Origin of the sequence: Sphingomonas kyeonggiensis (genome assembly GCF_014196745.1) — a bacterium.
Lineage (GTDB): Bacteria > Pseudomonadota > Alphaproteobacteria > Sphingomonadales > Sphingomonadaceae > Sphingomonas > Sphingomonas kyeonggiensis.
This window is the reverse complement of the sequence record NZ_JACIEH010000003.1, coordinates 388489-405347: the sequence shown is the minus strand read 5'-3', so window position 1 is coordinate 405347 and position 16859 is coordinate 388489. Positions and strand designations below refer to the sequence as shown.

Sequence of the window (16859 nt, the reverse complement as noted above, 5' to 3'; positions counted from 1 at the left end):
GACGGCCGCTGGATGGGTGCCGCGCTCGCTCTGGCCGGGCGCGGACGCGGGCGGACTGCGCCCAATCCCAATGTCGGCTGCGTGATCGTCCGCGACGGGATCGTCATCGGCCGCGGCTGGACCCAGCCCGGCGGCCGCCCGCACGCCGAGGCGATGGCACTGACCGAGGCCGGCGAAAAGTCGCGCGGCGCAACTGCGTACGTCACGCTCGAGCCCTGCGCGCACGAATCGCCGCGCGGCCCTGCCTGCTCGAACCTGCTGGTCGCGGCCGGTGTCGCCCGGGTGGTGATCGCGCTCGGCGATCCCGATCCACGCACCGATGGCGCCGGCGCCGCACGCCTGCGCGCCGCGGGAATCGAAGTGACCGAAGGCGTCCGCGCCGGGGAAGCACGCCGCTCGATGGCCGGCTTCCTGACCCGGCTGGAAAAGCGCCGCCCCCAGGTCACGCTCAAGCTCGCCACTTCGCTCGACGGCCGCATCGCGCTGCCCTCGGGCGAGAGCCAGTGGATCACCGGTCCCGAGGCGCGTGCCCATACCCATCTCGAGCGCAGCCGCCACGAGGCGATCCTGGTCGGCCGCCGCACGATGGAAATCGACCAGCCGCGACTCGATGTCCGCTTGCCCGGCCTCGAGGACCGCGCCCCGCGCCAGTTGGTACTGTCCTCGACCGGCGACCTCCGTCGCCCCGAGGACATTGCCGGCCTCGAAGGCATCGACCATCTCTTCGTCGAGGGCGGTGCCGAGACCGCCTCCGCCTTCCTCCGCGCCGACCTGGTCGACCGGCTGCTGCTCTACCGCGCGCCGATCCTGATCGGCGAGGGCAGGGCGGCGATCGGCGATATCGGACTTACCCGGCTGGGCGACGCCCATGGCCGCTGGCGGCTGATGGAAAGCCGCATGCTTGGCAGTGACAGGATGGAGGTCTACGAGCGCGCATAATGTTCACGGGAATCGTCACTGATATCGGCACGGTCGAGGCCACGGAAAAGCAGGGCGACCTGCATGTCCGCGTCTCCACCGCCTATGAAACCGCCGGGATCGACCTCGGCGCCTCGATCTCCTGCTCGGGCGTCTGCCTGACGGTGGTCGACAAGGCGCCGGGCTGGGTCGCCTTCGACGTCTCGGGAGAGACGATCAGCCGCACGGCCAAGGGCATGTGGACCTCGGGCCGCAGGCTCAACCTCGAGCGCGCGCTGCGCCTCGGCGACGAGCTGGGCGGCCATATCGTCACCGGCCATGTCGACGGCATCGGCACGGTCAAGTCGATCGAGGAGATCGGCGGCTCGCACCATGTCGTGATCGTCGCCGGTCCCGAGCTGGCGCCCTATGTCGCGCCCAAGGGTTCGATCACCGTCGACGGGGTCTCGCTCACCGTCAATGCGGTGCGCGATACCGATGAAGGTGTCGAATTCGACCTCAACATCATTCCCCACACCGCTTCCGTCACTACATTCGGCGGACTTGAAGCAGGGCAGGCCGTCAATCTGGAGATCGACGTGCTCGCCCGTTACCTGCAGCGCATGGAGGCGCTCCGTGGCAAAGCCTGAACTAGCACGCCTGAAGCATGGTTTCCTCTCCTCGCCCGAGGAGCTGATCGACGAGGCCCGCAACGGCCGGATGGTGATCCTGGTCGATGACGAGGACCGCGAGAACGAAGGCGATCTCGTCATCCCCGCCCAGATGGCCACGCCCGACGCGGTCAACTTCATGGCGCGCTTCGGCCGCGGCCTGATCTGCCTCGCGCTCACCGCCGAACGTGGGCGGCAGCTCCAGCTCGAGCCGATGGTGCGGGTCAACGGCACCCCGCTTGGCACTGCCTTCACCCAGTCGATCGAGGCGAAGGAAGGCATTTCGACCGGCATCTCCGCCGCCGATCGCTCGCGCACCGTCGCGGTGGCGATCGATGCGGCCAACGGCCCCGATGCGATCACTTCGCCCGGCCATGTCTTCCCGCTGATCGCCAAGGACGGCGGCGTCCTCGTCCGCACCGGCCATACCGAGGCTGCGGTCGATCTCGCCCGCCTCGCCGGGCTCAATCCGTCGGGCGTGATCTGCGAGATCATGAAGGACGACGGGACGATGGCCCGTCTCGACGACCTGATCGCCTTCGCCCAGTTCCACAACCTCAAGCTCGGCACGATCCGCGACCTGATCGCCTATCGCCGCCGCCACGACCATCTCGTCGAGAAGCGCGCCGAAACGCGCTTCGACAGCGAATGGGGCGGCGAGTGGTCCGCGCTGACCTTCTGGAACAAGGCGACCGAGACCGAGCAGGTCGCGCTGGTCAAGGGCAAGATCGATCCGGCCAGGCCGACCCTGGTGCGCATGCACGCCCTGTCGCCCTTCTCCGACATCTTCGGCGAAGGCGGCGCGCGCGGCGGGCTGCTGCGCCGCTCGATGGAACTCATCGCCGAAGAGGGCGCGGGCGTGGTCGTGGTGATCAACAAGCCGCGTCCCGACCAGTTCACCGTAGCGCTGCAGGCGCGCGCGGGCACGCTCGAGGAAAAGGACATGGACGAGCTGCGCGACTACGGCGTCGGCGCGACGATCCTCACCGAACTCGGCGTGCAGGACATGATCCTGCTCACCAACACCCACCACACGCTCGTGGGGCTCGACGGCTATGGCCTGTCGATCGTCGGCGAGCGCCCCATCGATACCGGAGAATAAGTTGGCACGTGTCCTGATCGTCGAAGCGCGTTTCTACGCGCATCTGAATGACCTGCTGCTCGAAGGCGCCCGCGCCGCGATCGAGGAAGCCGGCCACAGCCACGAGACCATCACCGTCCCCGGCGCGCTGGAGATCCCCGGCGCGGTGGCGATGGCCGCCGAGACCGGCCGCTACGACGCGTTCGTCGCGCTCGGCGTGGTGATCCGCGGCGAGACCTATCACTTCGAAGTGGTCTCCAATGAAAGCGCCCGCGGGCTGATGGCGCTGGCGATGGACTCGCTGCCGATCGGCAACGGCATCCTCACCGTCGAGAACGAGGCCCAGGCGCTCACCCGCGCCAAGCCGGACGAGAAGGACAAGGGCGGGGAAGCCGCCAAGGCCGCGCTGGCGATGCTGGCGCTCAAGAGCAAGTTCGGCTGACGCCATGGACATGCCCCCGACCCGCTACCGTGTAGTGGAGCAGGGGCGCCGGCTGGTCGTGATCGACACGCTGGCGGGGCGATCCGTCGCTCCGCCGGCCGTCACGGCCCGGCCCGAAATCTTCGCGGACCGCCCGCGCACCATGGGTGCGCCGCGGCCGCAATCCCAACCCCGTCCGATGCCCCGCGCATCCGAGCCGCGTGGCCGCGATTCAGGCGGCGAGGGGTTCAGCTTCACCACTGCGCCCTGGTTCGACAAGCAGGCCCCGCGTCGCATCCGCATCGGCACCGATGCCCAGGGCCAGCTCATCGGCGGGTTGATGGTGGCGATTGTGGTCCTGATCTTCCTGTTCGCGCTGATCGGCTGGCCGATCGCGTTCGTGCTGGCCTTCGTCGTCTTCAACGCCAAGGTGCGTGACGGCTTCCGCACCGCCGCCACCACCTGGCTCACCGCGCTGGACGCGACCCCGAACTAGGCCGCGACGGGATAGTCGGTGTACCCCTCCGCCCCGCCCACATAGAACAGCTCCTCGCGCTGCGGGTTGAGCGGCAGCCGCTCGCGCAGGCGATGCGGCAGGTCCGGATTGGCGAGGAAGGTCCGGCCGAACGCGATCGCATCTGCCTCGCCGGCATCGAGCGCCGCCTGGGCATCGTCGAGATGATAGTCGGCGTTGAGGATCAGCGGCCCCTTGAAGACCTTGCGCATCCCCGGATGGACCGGCGGGTGATCGGGCTTGCCGCGGGTGCCTTCGGGGCGCGGTTCGCGCATCTCGAGGAAGGCGATGCCGATCTCGTCGAGCGCCGCGGCCGCCGCCTCGAACAGCGGCGCCGGGTTGCTGTCGTTGATGCCCTGCACTTCGCCATTGGGCGACAGGCGCACGCCGGTCCGGTCGCCGCCGATCGTGTCGACCACGCGCTGGGTCACTTCGCGGAGCAGCCGCACCCGATTGGGGATCGAGCCGCCATAGTCGTCGTCACGGAAGTTGGAATTGTCGCGCAGGAAGCTGTCGATCAGATAGCCGTTGGCGGCATGGACCTGCACCCCGTCGAACCCGGCGCGGATCGCGTTGCGGGCGGCGCGCGCATAATCCTCGAGCAGCCCGGGGATCTCGTCGGTGCGCAGCGGCCGGGCCTGGGCATAGGGGCGCTTGATCTCGCCGCTCTCCTCGGCCGGATAGGTGCGCACTTCCCCCGGCGCGGTGTTGGCCGAAGCCGAGACCGGCGCGGTGCCACCCAGGAAATCGGGATGGACCAGCCGGCCCATGTGCCAGAGCTGCGCGACGATCCGCCCGCCGGCCGCGTGCACGGCCTCCACCACCGGCTTCCAGGCATCGGTCTGTTCGTCGGTCCACAGGCCCGGTGCATAGGCCCAGCCCAGGCCCTGCTGGCTGATGCCGGTCGCCTCGGAGATGATCAGGCCGGCGCTGGCGCGCTGGGCATAATAATCCGCCATGATCGGCGTCGGCACATGCTCTCGCGTCGCGCGGCCGCGGGTCAGCGGCGCCATCAGCAGGCGGTTCGGCGCATGGATCGCGCCCAGTTGGATCGGATCGAACAGATTCGGCATCGTCGCAAATTCCCTAACGACTGTGACGCCGGGAAATAGGGGGCTAAGGGAACCCATGCATCGGCCGGCCTCCCCAAGAAAAGCTACGTCCCCGCAAACCGGCTCTGCGTTGCCGATGCTGGCCCTGCTCATCGGCAATGTCGCCCTCGCCTTCGGGCCCTGGTTCGTCCGGCTGGCCGATGTCGGTCCGGTCGCCGCCGCCTTCTGGCGCGTCGCCATCGCCGCGCCGATCCTGCTCGCGCTGGCCCTCGCCTTTTCCGGCCAGAGCCGCCCCTTCGCCCCCGCCCGCGCCTTGTGGCTGACGATCGGCCTGGGCGGCATCGCCTTCGCCGCCGACCTGGCGGCCTGGCACCTCGGCATCCTGCGCACCACGCTGGCCAACGCCACCTTGTTCGGCAACTCGGCGATCCTGATGTTCCCGATCTACGGCTTCCTGGTCGCCCGCGCCTGGCCGACCCGGACCCAGGGCATCGCCCTGGCGCTCGCCGCCGCCGGGGCGGCGCTGCTGCTCGGCCGCTCCTTCCAGCTTTCGCCCAAGCATCTGGCCGGCGACCTGTTCTGCCTGTTCTCCGGCACGCTCTACACCTGCTATTTCGTGCTGATGAGCAAGGCGCGCACCGTCGTGGCACCACTGCCGGCGCTCGCGCTCTCCACCTCGGCCAGCGTGCTGCCGCTGCTGCTCGCAGCACTGCTCGGCGGCGAGCAGTTCTGGCCGCAGCAATGGGGCATATTGGTGGGCCTGGCTCTGGCGAGCCAGGTGCTGGGCCAGGGGCTGCTGATCTATGCGATCGGGCATCTCTCGCCCCTGGTCGTCGGCATCGCCCTGCTCAGCCAGCCGATCGTCGCGGGCGTGATCGGCTGGACCGTCTATGGCGAGCGGCTCGGCCCCGCCGAATTCGTCGGCGCGGTGCTGGTCGCGATCGCGCTGGTGCTCGTCCGCAAGGGCGGACCGCGGGTTGCGTCGCAAGCTGAGGGGTCTAAATCGGCATGATGGACCTGAAGGACGCGACTCTCGACGAACTGCGCGCCGCGCTCGCGCCGGAACTGGCCGCCAATGCGGCATTCGACGGCTGGAACAACCGCGCGCTCGATGCGGCAGCGGATGCGCTGGTGGTGGACCGCGACATTGCCCATCTCGCCTTCACCGACGGCCCGGTCGCGATGATCGACGCCTGGTTCGCCCATATCGACGCCGCGATGCTCGCACGCTTCACGCCCGAGCAGCTGGCCGCGATGAAGATCCGCGCGCGCATCACGGCGCTGGTCGAAGCCCGGCTCGATGTCGCCGCCCCGCACCGCGAGGCGCTGCGCCGCGCGCTCGCCATCCTCGCCATGCCCCAGAACGCCGCGCGCGGGGCCCGGCTCGGCTGGCGCGCCGCCGATGCGATGTGGCGCGCCGCCGGCGACACCGCGACCGACTACAACCATTACTCCAAGCGCATGACACTCGGCGCCGTCTATGCCTCGACCATCGCGGTGTTCCTCGACGACGAGAGCGAAGGCCAGGCCGATACCCGCGCCTTCCTCGCCCGGCGGATCGAGAACATCATGCAGTTCGAGCGCGCCAAGGCCAAATGGCTGACGCCGCCCGAGCATCGCTTCAGCCTGTCGCGCTTCGTGGGACGGCTGCGCTACCCGGCGGTCTGAAAATCCCTCTCCCATTGGGAGAGGGAGGGAGCGCCGAAGGCGCGGAAGGGTGAGGGCGGCTCCCATCTCGACCCTCACCTTCCCACTCGCTGCGCGAGCGGGCCCCTTCCTCTCCCAATGGGAGAGGAGTTGCGGGAACTACCCACTGGCGTCCTCTCCCCGCAATTGATAATGACTCGCAGCATGAATGCCCCCGCTGCGATTCCCGTGCCCGTTCCGCTTGCCAGCCTGCCTCGCCACAAGCCCGGCTCCGTCGCCATGGTCGACTGGAGCAAGCTGAGCGAGCCCGAGGGCCGGCGCCTGCGCGAGCTGGGCCTGGACGAAGGCGTCGAGGTCGAGCTGCTCCACAAGTCGGGCCTGCTCGGCGGCGGCCCGATCGCCTGCCGCATCGGCCGGATGATCGTCGCGCTGCGTCGCCACGTCGCCTCGGCGATCCACGTCAGTCCCGCGGCATGAACGCGGCCCCGCTGGTTGCGCTGGTCGGCAATCCCAATGCCGGCAAGAGCGCCCTGTTCAACGCCCTCACCGGCGCCCGCCAGAAGGTCGGCAATTATCCCGGCGTCACCGTCGAGCGCCATGCCGGCCGCCTGGCGCTGCCCGATGGCCGCCCGGTCGAGCTGCTCGACCTGCCCGGCACCTACAGCCTCGATCCCTCCTCGCCCGACGAGGCGGTGACCCGCGACGTGCTGTTCGGCAAGCAGGAGGGCGAGCGCCTGCCCGACGGGATCGTCGTGGTGGTCGATGCCACCAATCTCGACAATCACCTGCGCTTCACCCTCCAGCTCGCCGCGCTCGGCCTGCCGATGGTGGTGGCGCTCAACATGGTCGACATGGCCGAGCGTGACGGCCTGGTCCTCGACGCGGAAGCCTTGGAGCGCGAGCTCGGCGTGCCGGTCGTCGCCACCGTCGCGGTGCGCAAGCGCGGGCTCGATGCGCTCAAGGAGCGGCTGGGCGAGGTGCTCAAGGCCGGCCACAAGCTGCGCGAAGGTGCCGGCGCCCAGCACGACATCGTCGTGCTCCAGCGCCGCGCCCGCCAGATCGCCACCGCGGTCACCGTCTCCGAGACCGCGGCGCGCCGCTGGACCCACCGGATCGACGCGATCGTGCTCCATCCGGTCGCCGGCCCGATCATCCTGCTCGCCCTGATGTTCATCATGTTCCAGTCGGTCTTCGCCTGGGCCGAGGCGCCGATGGGCTGGATCGAGGGCGGCATGGCCTGGCTGTCCGATACGGTGGCCGGGGCGCTGCCCGACGGTTTCATCCGCGATTTCCTCGTCCAGGGCCTGATCGCCGGCGTCGGCGCGGTGGTGGTGTTCCTGCCGCAGATCCTGATCCTGTTCGCCTTCATCCTGGTGCTCGAGGCGACCGGCTACATGGTCCGCGCCGCGATGCTGATGGACCGGGTGATGGCCAGCGTCGGCCTGTCGGGCCGCGCCTTCATCCCGCTGCTGTCGAGCTTCGCCTGCGCCGTACCCGGCATCATGGCGACACGCACCATCGCCGACGAGAAGGACCGGCTCACCACCATCCTGATCGCCCCGCTGATGACCTGCTCGGCGCGTCTACCGGTCTACACGATCATCATCGGCTCGCTGATCCCGGAGCGGAGCCTGCTCCCGGGCATCGGCCTGCAGGGCTTCGTGCTGTTCGCGCTCTACATCCTTGGCATCGTCGGCGCCTTCTGCGCGGCGCTGGTGCTGCGCCACACGGTCACCAAGGGCGCGACCTCGGGCTTCATGATGGAGATGCCGAAATACCAGCTGCCGCGCATCCGCGACGTGCTGCTCGGCCTGTGGCAGCGCGCCGAGATCTTCCTCAAGCGCGCCGGCACCACCATCGCCGCGACGGTGGCGATCCTCTGGCTGCTCACCACCTTCCCCCAGGCGCCCGCCGGGCAGAAGCAGAGCGAATATTCGGTCGCCGGCCGCATCGCGAGCGGGATCGAGGTCGTGGTCAAGCCGATCGGCTTCAACCACGACATCTCGCTCGCCCTGCTCCCCGCGATGGCGGCGCGCGAGGCGGCGGTGGCCGCGATCGGCACCGTCTATGCGGTCGACAATCCCGAGGACGCCCAGGGCGAGGCGACGATCACCGAGAATCTCCGCAAGCGCTGGACCCTGCCGACCGCGCTCGCCTTCCTGATGTGGTTCGTCTTCGCGCCGCAGTGCATCTCGACGATCGCAGTGACGCGGCGCGAGACCAATGGCTGGAAATGGCCGATGTTCATGATCGGCTATCTCTTCGCGCTCGCCTATGTCGCGGCGGGACTGACCTATTGGAGCGCGGTGGCGCTGGGTCTGTAGCGAACGCGTTGTCCACCTGAACCCCGGCTTCGCCGGGGAAGGCGTCTTGCAATGTAGGATTGCGCCTGTTCTACTTTCGTTCCGACTGGAGGATCGAAGTGGAACAGCTGTCGCGCGCCAATGTCGCAACGAAGCCATCGCCGGCGATGTCGGAAAGGGCGAAACAGGGGCCCCGTGCCGTAAACTTCGTAAACTTCCAGCCGGCGCTCAGTCGCGCTTCGCGTCGTCCAGCGTCCTGGCGATGCGGGCCTTCTCGGCGGCCTCGGCCTGCTTCTCGGCCTTGTTTCGGCCGAAGCGTGCGCGGTTCTCTTCGGCGCGGGCGGACTTGTCCACACGTGCCTTGGCTTTCCGCGCCCGGTTCAGGTTGATGATCTCGGCCAAGGATAGTACCCCATTCGTTCACCGGCGAAGTGCGCACGCGCCACCGTCGATACGATTTTCATAGCGGAGTTTCCATGGCGGGCAGCGTCAACAAAGTGATCCTGGTGGGTAATCTCGGGCGCGATCCCGAGAGCCGCAGCTTCCAGAACGGCGGCAAGGTCGTCGAACTGCGCATCGCCACGTCCGAGAGCTGGAAGGACCGCAACTCGGGCGAGCGCAAGGAAAAGACCGAGTGGCACACGGTCAAGGTCTTCAACGAAGGCCTGGCCAATGTCGCCGAGCGCTATCTGCGCAAGGGCAGCAAGGTCTATATCGAAGGCGCGCTGACCACCCGCAAGTGGCAGGACGCCCAGGGCCAGGACCGCTATTCGACCGAGATCGTCCTGCAGGGCTTCAACTCGGTGCTCACCATGCTCGACGGCGCCCCGGGTGGCGGCGGTGGTGCAGGTGGCGGCGGCGGCTTTGGCGGCGGCCGTTCCTCGGGCGGTGACGATTGGGGCGCCGGTGGCGGCGACGAATTCGCCGGCCAGTCCTCCAGCCGCGGCGGCGGCGGCAATTTCAACAGCGGCGGCCAGCGCTCGGGCGGCGCGGCCGGCGGTGGCAACAATAGCTTCGGTGGTGGGTTCCCCGATGATCTGGACGACGATGTGCCGTTCTGATCGGTGAAAGGATTGTCATGCGCGTTGCGGTGATCGGATTGGCCTTGCTGGCCGGGGCCTGTGGCGGCCCCAGGACGACCGACGATCCCGCCGCGCAGAATGTGATCGACGCGACTTCGAAGGGGATTCCCGCCAAGGTCGCGGCGGGCACCTGCAACGACAAGCCCGATTTCGTGCCGATCTACAAGGAAGCCAAGATCATCAGCTGCGCCAGCGGCGATGTCGCGGTGACCGGCAAGCACAGCGGCACGGTGATCTACACCGACTTCGCCTCGCCCTCGACCATCCTCACCTGGTCGAAGCAGCAGGCGCTCGCCCAGGGCCTGTCGCTCCGGATCGAGGACGGCAGGTCGTTCACCGCCGGCGACGGCGACAGGCGCACACTGCGGGTCTCGGCCGAATCGGCAACCGCAGTCACCAACGTCACGGTGAACTGGGGCGTGGCGAAATAGGCCTCAGGCCTCGACGATCTCCGCCACACCGAACTTGCCGGCCTGATAGTCTTGAAATGCCTGGCGAATCTCCGCCTCGCTGTTCATCACGAAGGGACCGTGCGCCACGATCGGCTCGTCGATCGGCGCGGCATGGCCGAACAGGAAGAGCGTCGGTTCGGTGGCGGTGATCGTCACGCTGTCGCCCGGGGTCAGCTCGGCGAGATGGAAATGCGCCACCGCGGCGTCTTCCACGTGGAACATTCCGCGTGCGCAATAGAGGAAGACGTCGCGCCCCTCGAGCCCGGCAAAGGTCACGCTGCCCCCGGCCTCGATCTCGACCCAGCTCAGGAACACGCCGGTCAGCGATTCGATCACGCCCTTGGCACCAGCGTGCTCGCCCGAGATCAGATGGACGGTGGCGCCATCGGCGGTGACGCTCGGGATCGCCTCGGCCTGCGCGCCGACGTAGCGCGGCGCTGCCATCTTCAGCCGGGCGGGCAGGTTCACCCAGAGCTGGAGGATCTCCATCGGTCCGCCGTCGCGCTTGAAGTCGGCGGGCGAGACCTCGGCATGGACGATGCCGCTGCCCGCGGTCATCCACTGGATGCCGCCGGCCCGGATGATGCTTGAATGGCCGGCGCTGTCGGTATGCGCCAGTTCGCCTTCGAGGATGAAGGTCACCGTCTCGAAGCCGCGATGCGGGTGCGGGCCGAACGGCAGGCCGCGATTGTTCGGCGGATAGCTTTGCGGGCCGTGATGGTTGAGGAACAGGAAGGCGCCGACATGCCCGATCGCCGGCCCAGGCACCGGACGCCGCGTGACCAGATCGCCGATATCGTCGCGAAACGCCGGGTGGACCCGCTTCACCGTCCGCATCACCTCACCTCCTCAGCAGGAACACGGCATGCTCGGCGAACAGGTTCGCCATCGCCGAGCCGCAGCGCTGGTCGCCCGACAGGAACCAGCTGCCCTCGATGGTGATCCCGCGCTCGGCCACCAGCGCCCGGAAATCGTCGACGGTGACATGGTGGATGTTGGGCGTCGCGTACCAGGCGACCGGCAGCAACCGCGTCACCGGCATCCGCCCGCCGAACAGCAGCGAGGCCCGCACCCGCCAGTGCGCGAAATTGGGGAAGGAGACAAAGGCGTGCTTGCCGATGCGCAGCAGGTTCTCCAGTACCACGTCCGGGTGGCGGGTGGTCTGCAGCGTCTGGCTCAGGATCGCATAGTCGAAGCTGTTGTCGGGGTAATCGGCCAGGTCGGTATCGGCATCGCCCTGCACCACCGAAAGCCCGCGCCCCACCGCTTCGGCAACGTCGCCCGCATCGAGTTCCAGCCCGCGCGCATCGACCTGCCGCGTGTCGCGCAGCGCCGCCATCAGCGCACCGTCGCCGCAGCCGACATCGAGCACGCGGCTCCCCGCCGCCACGTTCGCCGCGATGATCGCAAGGTCGGGGCGCAGGCTCATCGCGTGTAGAGGTCCACGTCGTGCCGCTCCATGCAGCGCTCGGGATGCGGGATCGGCGTCCAGCCCAGCCTGGCGTAGAGCGGCTGCATGTCGCGGGTGAACAGCAGCCAGCGGCGCAGGCCGGTGAGTTCGGGATGCGCCTGCACGGCCTCCAGCATCTGCATGCCGACGCCCTTGCCGCGATGCGCCGGCAGCACGAACACATCGGCCAGATAGGCGAAGGTCGCGAAATCGGTGATCAGCCGCGCGAACCCCACCTGCTCATCCTGGCCAGCCTCGTCCTTGGCGAAGACGGCGGCGCAGAAGGAGTTGCGGATCGACGTCTCGACGATGTGCCTGGGGATGCCCTTGGCCCAATAGGACCCACTCAGGAACGCATGGATCAGGTCGAGATCGAGTTCGGCCTTGTCGAACGAGATGCGATAGTCGCTCATGCCTTGCCCGCCTCCAGGAACCCGCGCACCACCCGGTCGAGCTCGGGGCTCTCCAGCAGGAAGGCATCATGGCCGAAGGGCGATTTCAGCTCGACGAAGCTCGCCCGCGCGCCCGCGGCGTTGAGCGCATGGACGACCGAGCGCGATTCGCTGGTCGGGTAGAGCCAGTCGGTGTCGAAGCTCACCACGCAGAAGCGCGTGTCCTTGCCCTTGAAGGCATTGGCGAGCAGCCCGCCATGTTCCTCGGCCAGGTCGAAATAGTCGAGCGCCCGGGTGATGTAGAGGTAGGAGTTGGCGTCGAACCGATCGACGAATGCCAGCCCCTGGTGGCGCAGATAGCTTTCCACCTGGAAGTCCGCGTCGAAGCCGAAGGTCTTGGCGCCGTCGGGTTTCTCTGGGCGGCTCTGCAGCTTGCGCCCGAACTTGGCGGTGAGCCCGGCCTCGGAGAGATAGGTGATGTGCGCCGCCATCCGCGCCACGGCGAGGCCGGCGACGGGCGGATCATTGTCCTCGTAATAGTCGCCGCCGCGCCACTTGGGATCGGCCATCACCGCCTGGCGGCCGACTTCGTGGAAGGCGATGTTCTGCGCCGAATGTCGCGCTGCGCTGGCGATCACCACAGCCGAGGCGACGCGCTCGGGAAAGGTTGCCGCCCAGCTCAGCGCCTGCATCCCGCCCATCGATCCGCCGACGACCGCGAACAGTTTCTCGACGCCGAGATGATCAAGCAGCATCGCCTGCGCCCGCACCATGTCGCGGATGGTGATCACCGGGAAGCTCATTCCCCAGGGCTTGCCCGTGGCGGGATTGATCGTCGCCGGCCCCGAGCTTCCAAGACAGGATCCGAGCACGTTCGAGCAGATCACGAAATAGCGATCGGTATCGATCGGCTTGCCCGGCCCCACCATGCGCGTCCACCAGCCCGGCTTGCCGGTGCGGGGATGCTCGGAGGCGACATGCTGATCGCCGGTCAGCGCGTGGCAGACCAGGATCGCATTGCCGCCATCGGGGGCGAGTTTGCCATAGGTCTCGTAGCCGATGTCGACCGGCGACAGCAGCACGCCGCCGTCGAGACGCAACGGCCCCGGCAGCGTCACCGAGCGGCCTGTGCCATAGCGCGGATCGTCGGACATTCCCGCGTCGTTACGGGCGCACGCCCCGCGGTTCAAGCAGCCTTCGCGTCGATCCGCTTGCCGAGGATGGCGCCCGCGGCCATCCGCCCGGTCTGCGCCGCCCCGTTCATGTATCCCGGAAAGGCATCCGAGAGGTGCTCGCCGGCGAACCAGATCCGTCCGGCCTGGGACACCTGGTTGCCATCCTCGTCCTCGACGCAGAGCAGCCTGGAGAAGCGGGTGAGCTGGCCCGGGGCATAGTTGCAATAGGCGCCGAGGGTCAGCGCCTGGGCGTGCCAGTTGGTGCGGGTGAAGGGACCGGTGGCCGCTTCGATCAGCCCGGGGATCGCCGGCGCGGCGCTGGCAGCGAAGCGCCTGGCCAGCTCCGAAGGCGATTCGCTATCGGCACGGAGCACCTCGTCGCCACCCAGGAACCAGGTCCAGACCGGCGACACGCCGTCCTTGCGATGGACGCTGCCGTCCCAGCCCAGCGCCCAGCCGGCATCGGCATCGGTCTGCCAGAGCTCGCCGCCGACTCCCATCGGCCCGCGCCACGGCGTCGCATTGGTGCCCGACTGGACCTTCTCGTTATAGCCCAGCTCCATCACCTGAATGAAGGCACGCCACTGGGCCGGCAGCGGGACGCGGAAATCGATCTGGCGGGTGACCGGCCCCGGCACCGCGACGATCAGCGTGTCGGCCCGCTCGACCGAGCCATCGAGGAAATGCAGCCTGAGCCCCGATTCGACGCGGAGCAGGCGTTTGCCGGTGGCGATGCGGTCGGCATAATGCGCGCTCATCGCCTCGACCAGGGCCGAGCTCCCGCCCTCGATCACATAGCGCTCGTCCGCGCCGCCCAGCACTTCGGCCCGCGCGCCGTCCACCGTCGGCAGGTTGAAGATCAGCTCGATCGCCGAGGCGCGCTTCGGCTCCACGCCATATTCGGTACGGCTGGTCGCCTCGAGCAGTTGCCGCAGCCAGGGCTGGCGAATCAGCGCGGCGTGGCGGTCGAGATAATCGTGGATCGACATCCGATCGAGATCGGGCGCGACTCGGGCATGGTCCTTGTCGAGCCGGTCGGCGTCCTTGCCGATCTGCGCGGCGATCGGGCGCAGCGCCTCGGCCAGCTCGCTGTCGGTGACGAGGCGGCCGTTCGCGAGGATCAGCGTGTCGTGCGGTTCGGCCTTGCGGTCGATCAGCGGGATATCGAAGCGCTTGAGCAGCGCCTGCATGTCGTAATGGTCGGTATTGACCAGCTGCCCGCCCACCTCGAACGTCCAATCACCCGACTTGTGGGTGTACATCCGCCCGCCGGTGCGGCCCCGCCCTTCATAGAGGAAGGCATCGACACCCGCTTCGCGCAGATGGTGGAGCGCAGTGAGGCCGGCGATGCCGCCGCCGATGATCGCCACGCGCCCGACGGAGCGCGCCATGGCGGGGCGAGGCAAAGCCGTCGCGACCCCGCCGGCCGCCATCGCCTGCAGCACCGCGCGCCGCGTCGCGCCGCTCGCGCCCTTGATCGGCTGGGCCTCGCCCGCCGCTTCGAGATTCCGCCGGCGCGCCGCTTCCAGTGCGCGCCAGACGATGCCGTTCCCCCGCATTGCCCCTCCTCGGCTCCTGCTTAACCATGAAGCCCTAGAGCCTGACCCTTGCCATCCGGTAACCATTCCGCCAAGCCGCGCGACCATGACTGCACCCGTTCCCAAGCCCTGGATCATGGAAATCGCCCCCTATGTGCCGGGGCGTTCCACCACCGATGACGGCCGCAAGGTGACCAAGCTCTCGTCCAACGAGAATCCGCTCGGCACTTCGCAAAAGGCGCGCGACGCCTTTTTGACCGCCGCGACCAGCCTCGAGCGCTACCCTGACGCCAGCGCCGTCGAGCTGCGCGAGACGATCGCAGACAAATACGGCCTCGATCCCGCCCGCATCATCTACGGCAACGGTTCGGACGAAGTCCTCCACCTCGCCGCCGGCGCGTTCGCCGGGCCGGGCGACGAGATCATCTACGTCCATTACGGCTTCACCGTGTACCCGATCGCGACTCGCCGGGTCGGTGCGATCCCGGTGGTGGCGCCGGACAAGGATTATGCGACCGATGTGGATGCGATCCTCGCCTCGGTGACCGAGCGCACGAAGATCGTCTTCGTCGCCAACCCCAACAACCCGACCGGCACCTATGCGCCGCGCTCGGAGATCCTGCGCCTGCACGCCGGCCTGCCGAGCCATGTGCTGCTCGTCCTCGACCACGCCTATGCCGAATATATCGAAGGCGACGACGATGACGGCGGCATGGAGCTGGCGCGCACCGCGCCGAACGTGCTGGTGACGCGCACCTTCTCCAAGATGTACGGCCTCGCCGCCGAGCGGATCGGCTGGGGCTATGCCTCGGCGCCGATCATCGAGGCGATGCACCGTATCCGCCTGCCCTTCTCGATCACCATCGCGGGCACCGCGGCGGCAGTCGCGGCGCTGGGCGACACCGAGTTCGTCGACCACACCAAGGCGCACAATGCCGAGTGGCGCCGCTGGTTCTCGGGCGAGATCGCCAAGTTGGGCAACAAGGGCCTGCGCGCCGTGCCGAGCCAGGCGAACTTCGTCCTCGTCCTGTTCGAAGGCCAGCTGAGCGCCGAGGCGACGTACAAGGGCCTGATGGAGGCCGGCTACATCGTCCGCTGGCTGCCGGGCCAGGGTCTGCCCCACGGGCTGCGCATCACCATCGGCACCGAGGAAGAGACGCGCGGCGTGATCGCATCGCTGCGGAGCCTGGCGGGCGAAGCCTGATGCTGCCTTTCGCGCGTGTCACGGTCATCGGACTGGGCCTGATCGGCTCGTCGATCGCGCGCGGCATCCGCCAGCATATGCCGAGCGTGCGGGTGACCGGCTATGACGCCGATCCCGCCGTGCGCGAGACCGCGGTGCGCATCGACCTGTGCGACGACATCGCGGACACGGCCGGCACTGCGGTGATCGACGCCGACCTCGTCATCCTCTGCGTGCCCGTCGGCGCAATGGGCGCCGCGGCCGCGGACATCGCCGCCGACCTGCCGGCCGAGGCGATCGTCAGCGATGTCGGCTCGTGCAAGGAAAGCGTCGTCGAGGCCGTCCACGCGGCGCTCCCCGACGCCGTGTTCGTTCCCGCCCACCCGGTGGCCGGCACCGAGAATAGCGGCCCCGAAGCCGGCTTCGCCTCGCTGTTCCATGGCCGCTGGTGCATCGTCACCCCGGTCGAGGGCACTGCGCCCTTCGCCGTCGAGCGCGTCCTCGAATTCTGGCGCCGCCTGGGCGCCGAGGTCGAGACGATGGCGCCCGATCATCACGACCGCGTGCTAGCCGTAACCAGCCATCTGCCGCACCTGATCGCCTATACGATCGTCGGCACTGCATCGGACATGGAGGAAGTCACCCAGTCCGAAGTGATCAAATATTCGGCCGGCGGCTTCCGCGACTTCACCCGCATCGCCGCGTCGGACCCGACGATGTGGCGCGACGTGTTCCTGGCGAACAAGGAAGCGGTGCTCGACATTCTCCAGCGCTTCTCCGAGGACCTGACCGCGCTCCAGCGCGCGATCCGCTGGGGCAAGGGCGACGAGCTGTTCGAGTTGTTCAGCCGCACCCGCGCGATCCGCCGCTCGATCATCGAGCAGGGGCAGGACGATGCGGCGCCGGATTTCGGACGCGCGCACGACTAGCCTCCTACCGGCGCAGGCCTGGCGACTCGTCAAAGAATGCGAAGTACACGCCAGAAGCGGGTTTTCACGGCG

Annotated in this window: 20 protein-coding genes; 13 read left to right on the top strand and 7 right to left on the bottom strand. The window is 68.5% G+C overall.

Going from position 1 to position 16859, the window contains the following annotated elements:
* Positions 1–12 precede the first annotated feature (12 nt).
* The 5 genes from ribD to GGR46_RS17060 are packed head-to-tail and all read left to right on the top strand — an operon-like array spanning position 13 to position 3566.
* On the top strand, positions 13–939 hold the full coding sequence (gene ribD, locus GGR46_RS17080; RefSeq protein ID WP_184000071.1) for a bifunctional diaminohydroxyphosphoribosylaminopyrimidine deaminase/5-amino-6-(5-phosphoribosylamino)uracil reductase RibD: 927 nt from the start codon (positions 13–15) through the stop codon (positions 937–939).
* Positions 939–1547, top strand: a complete 609-nt coding sequence (locus tag GGR46_RS17075; RefSeq protein ID WP_183999230.1) for a riboflavin synthase — start codon at positions 939–941, stop codon at positions 1545–1547. Before ribD ends, GGR46_RS17075 begins: the two co-directional genes overlap by 1 nt.
* Positions 1534–2670, top strand: a complete 1137-nt coding sequence (gene ribB / locus GGR46_RS17070; RefSeq protein WP_183999229.1) for a 3,4-dihydroxy-2-butanone-4-phosphate synthase — start codon at positions 1534–1536, stop codon at positions 2668–2670. Before GGR46_RS17075 ends, ribB begins: the two co-directional genes overlap by 14 nt.
* Before the next feature lies 1 nt (position 2671).
* Positions 2672–3091, top strand: coding sequence for a 6,7-dimethyl-8-ribityllumazine synthase (ribH, locus tag GGR46_RS17065; RefSeq protein ID WP_221262833.1), 420 nt, complete (start codon positions 2672–2674; stop codon positions 3089–3091).
* A 4-nt stretch (positions 3092–3095) separates the two neighbouring features.
* Positions 3096–3566, top strand: a complete 471-nt coding sequence (locus GGR46_RS17060) for a hypothetical protein (RefSeq protein WP_183999227.1) — start codon at positions 3096–3098, stop codon at positions 3564–3566.
* Here the strand turns inward: GGR46_RS17060 and GGR46_RS17055 are convergent.
* Complete coding sequence (locus GGR46_RS17055; protein WP_183999226.1) at positions 3563–4657, bottom strand: alkene reductase; 1095 nt, start codon at positions 4655–4657, stop codon at positions 3563–3565. The two genes, GGR46_RS17060 and GGR46_RS17055, sit on opposite strands and share 4 nt — an antisense overlap.
* Before the next feature lie 55 nt (positions 4658–4712).
* On the opposite strand from GGR46_RS17055, the gene GGR46_RS17050 reads away from it, so the two are divergent.
* The 4 genes from GGR46_RS17050 to feoB all read left to right on the top strand — a co-directional run bounded on the left by GGR46_RS17050 (position 4713) and on the right by feoB (position 8607).
* The gene (locus tag GGR46_RS17050) at positions 4713–5648 is read left to right on the top strand and encodes a DMT family transporter (protein WP_183999225.1); all 936 of its coding nucleotides are present in this window, start codon (positions 4713–4715) and stop codon (positions 5646–5648) included.
* Positions 5645–6304: a COQ9 family protein gene (locus GGR46_RS17045; RefSeq protein ID WP_425506580.1), complete on the top strand. Its 660-nt coding sequence runs from the start codon at positions 5645–5647 to the stop codon at positions 6302–6304. The genes GGR46_RS17050 and GGR46_RS17045 overlap by 4 nt, the downstream gene beginning before the upstream one ends.
* 183 nt (positions 6305–6487) lie before the next feature.
* Positions 6488–6760: a FeoA family protein gene (locus GGR46_RS17040; RefSeq protein ID WP_183999224.1), complete on the top strand. Its 273-nt coding sequence runs from the start codon at positions 6488–6490 to the stop codon at positions 6758–6760.
* Positions 6757–8607, top strand: coding sequence for a ferrous iron transporter B (gene feoB / locus GGR46_RS17035; RefSeq protein ID WP_183999223.1), 1851 nt, complete (start codon positions 6757–6759; stop codon positions 8605–8607). The genes GGR46_RS17040 and feoB overlap by 4 nt, the downstream gene beginning before the upstream one ends.
* Positions 8608–8814: 207 nt before the next feature.
* On the opposite strand, the gene GGR46_RS17030 is transcribed toward feoB, so the two are convergent.
* Positions 8815–8988: a DUF4169 family protein gene (locus GGR46_RS17030; protein ID WP_183999222.1), complete on the bottom strand. Its 174-nt coding sequence runs from the start codon at positions 8986–8988 to the stop codon at positions 8815–8817.
* 74 nt (positions 8989–9062) lie between these two features.
* Here GGR46_RS17030 and ssb point away from each other — a divergent pair, with 74 nt between their 5' ends.
* Together ssb and GGR46_RS17020 are read left to right on the top strand one after the other, a co-directional pair.
* A complete protein-coding gene (ssb, locus tag GGR46_RS17025; protein ID WP_183999221.1) occupies positions 9063–9647 on the top strand; it encodes a single-stranded DNA-binding protein in 585 nt (194 codons plus the stop codon).
* Between the two features lie 17 nt (positions 9648–9664).
* A complete protein-coding gene (locus tag GGR46_RS17020) occupies positions 9665–10099 on the top strand; it encodes a hypothetical protein (protein ID WP_183999220.1) in 435 nt (144 codons plus the stop codon).
* A gap of 3 nt (positions 10100–10102) precedes the next feature.
* On the opposite strand, the gene GGR46_RS17015 is transcribed toward GGR46_RS17020, so the two are convergent.
* Genes GGR46_RS17015 through GGR46_RS16995 form a run of 5 tightly spaced genes read right to left on the bottom strand, consistent with a single transcriptional unit; the run spans position 10103 to position 14696 of the window.
* Entirely contained in the window at positions 10103–10957 is an 855-nt protein-coding gene (locus tag GGR46_RS17015) for a pirin family protein (protein ID WP_183999219.1), read from the bottom strand.
* A gap of 4 nt (positions 10958–10961) precedes the next feature.
* Positions 10962–11549 (bottom strand): methionine biosynthesis protein MetW, encoded by a 588-nt coding sequence (gene metW / locus GGR46_RS17010; protein WP_183999218.1) that lies wholly within the window; start codon positions 11547–11549, stop codon positions 10962–10964.
* On the bottom strand, positions 11546–11983 hold the full coding sequence (locus tag GGR46_RS17005; protein WP_183999217.1) for a GNAT family N-acetyltransferase: 438 nt from the start codon (positions 11981–11983) through the stop codon (positions 11546–11548). The genes metW and GGR46_RS17005 overlap by 4 nt, the downstream gene beginning before the upstream one ends.
* Positions 11980–13116 carry a homoserine O-acetyltransferase MetX gene (metX, locus tag GGR46_RS17000; protein WP_183999216.1) on the bottom strand — a complete coding sequence of 379 codons (1137 nt, stop codon included), beginning with the start codon at positions 13114–13116 and terminating at the stop codon, positions 11980–11982. Before metX ends, GGR46_RS17005 begins: the two co-directional genes overlap by 4 nt.
* A gap of 32 nt (positions 13117–13148) precedes the next feature.
* Positions 13149–14696, bottom strand: a complete 1548-nt coding sequence (locus GGR46_RS16995) for a flavin monoamine oxidase family protein (protein ID WP_183999215.1) — start codon at positions 14694–14696, stop codon at positions 13149–13151.
* Positions 14697–14781: 85 nt separating this feature from the next.
* On the opposite strand from GGR46_RS16995, the gene hisC reads away from it, so the two are divergent.
* The gene (gene hisC / locus GGR46_RS16990) at positions 14782–15879 is read left to right on the top strand and encodes a histidinol-phosphate transaminase (RefSeq protein WP_183999214.1); all 1098 of its coding nucleotides are present in this window, start codon (positions 14782–14784) and stop codon (positions 15877–15879) included.
* Positions 15879–16787, top strand: a complete 909-nt coding sequence (locus GGR46_RS16985; RefSeq protein WP_183999213.1) for a prephenate/arogenate dehydrogenase family protein — start codon at positions 15879–15881, stop codon at positions 16785–16787. Before hisC ends, GGR46_RS16985 begins: the two co-directional genes overlap by 1 nt.
* Positions 16788–16859 lie beyond the last annotated feature (72 nt).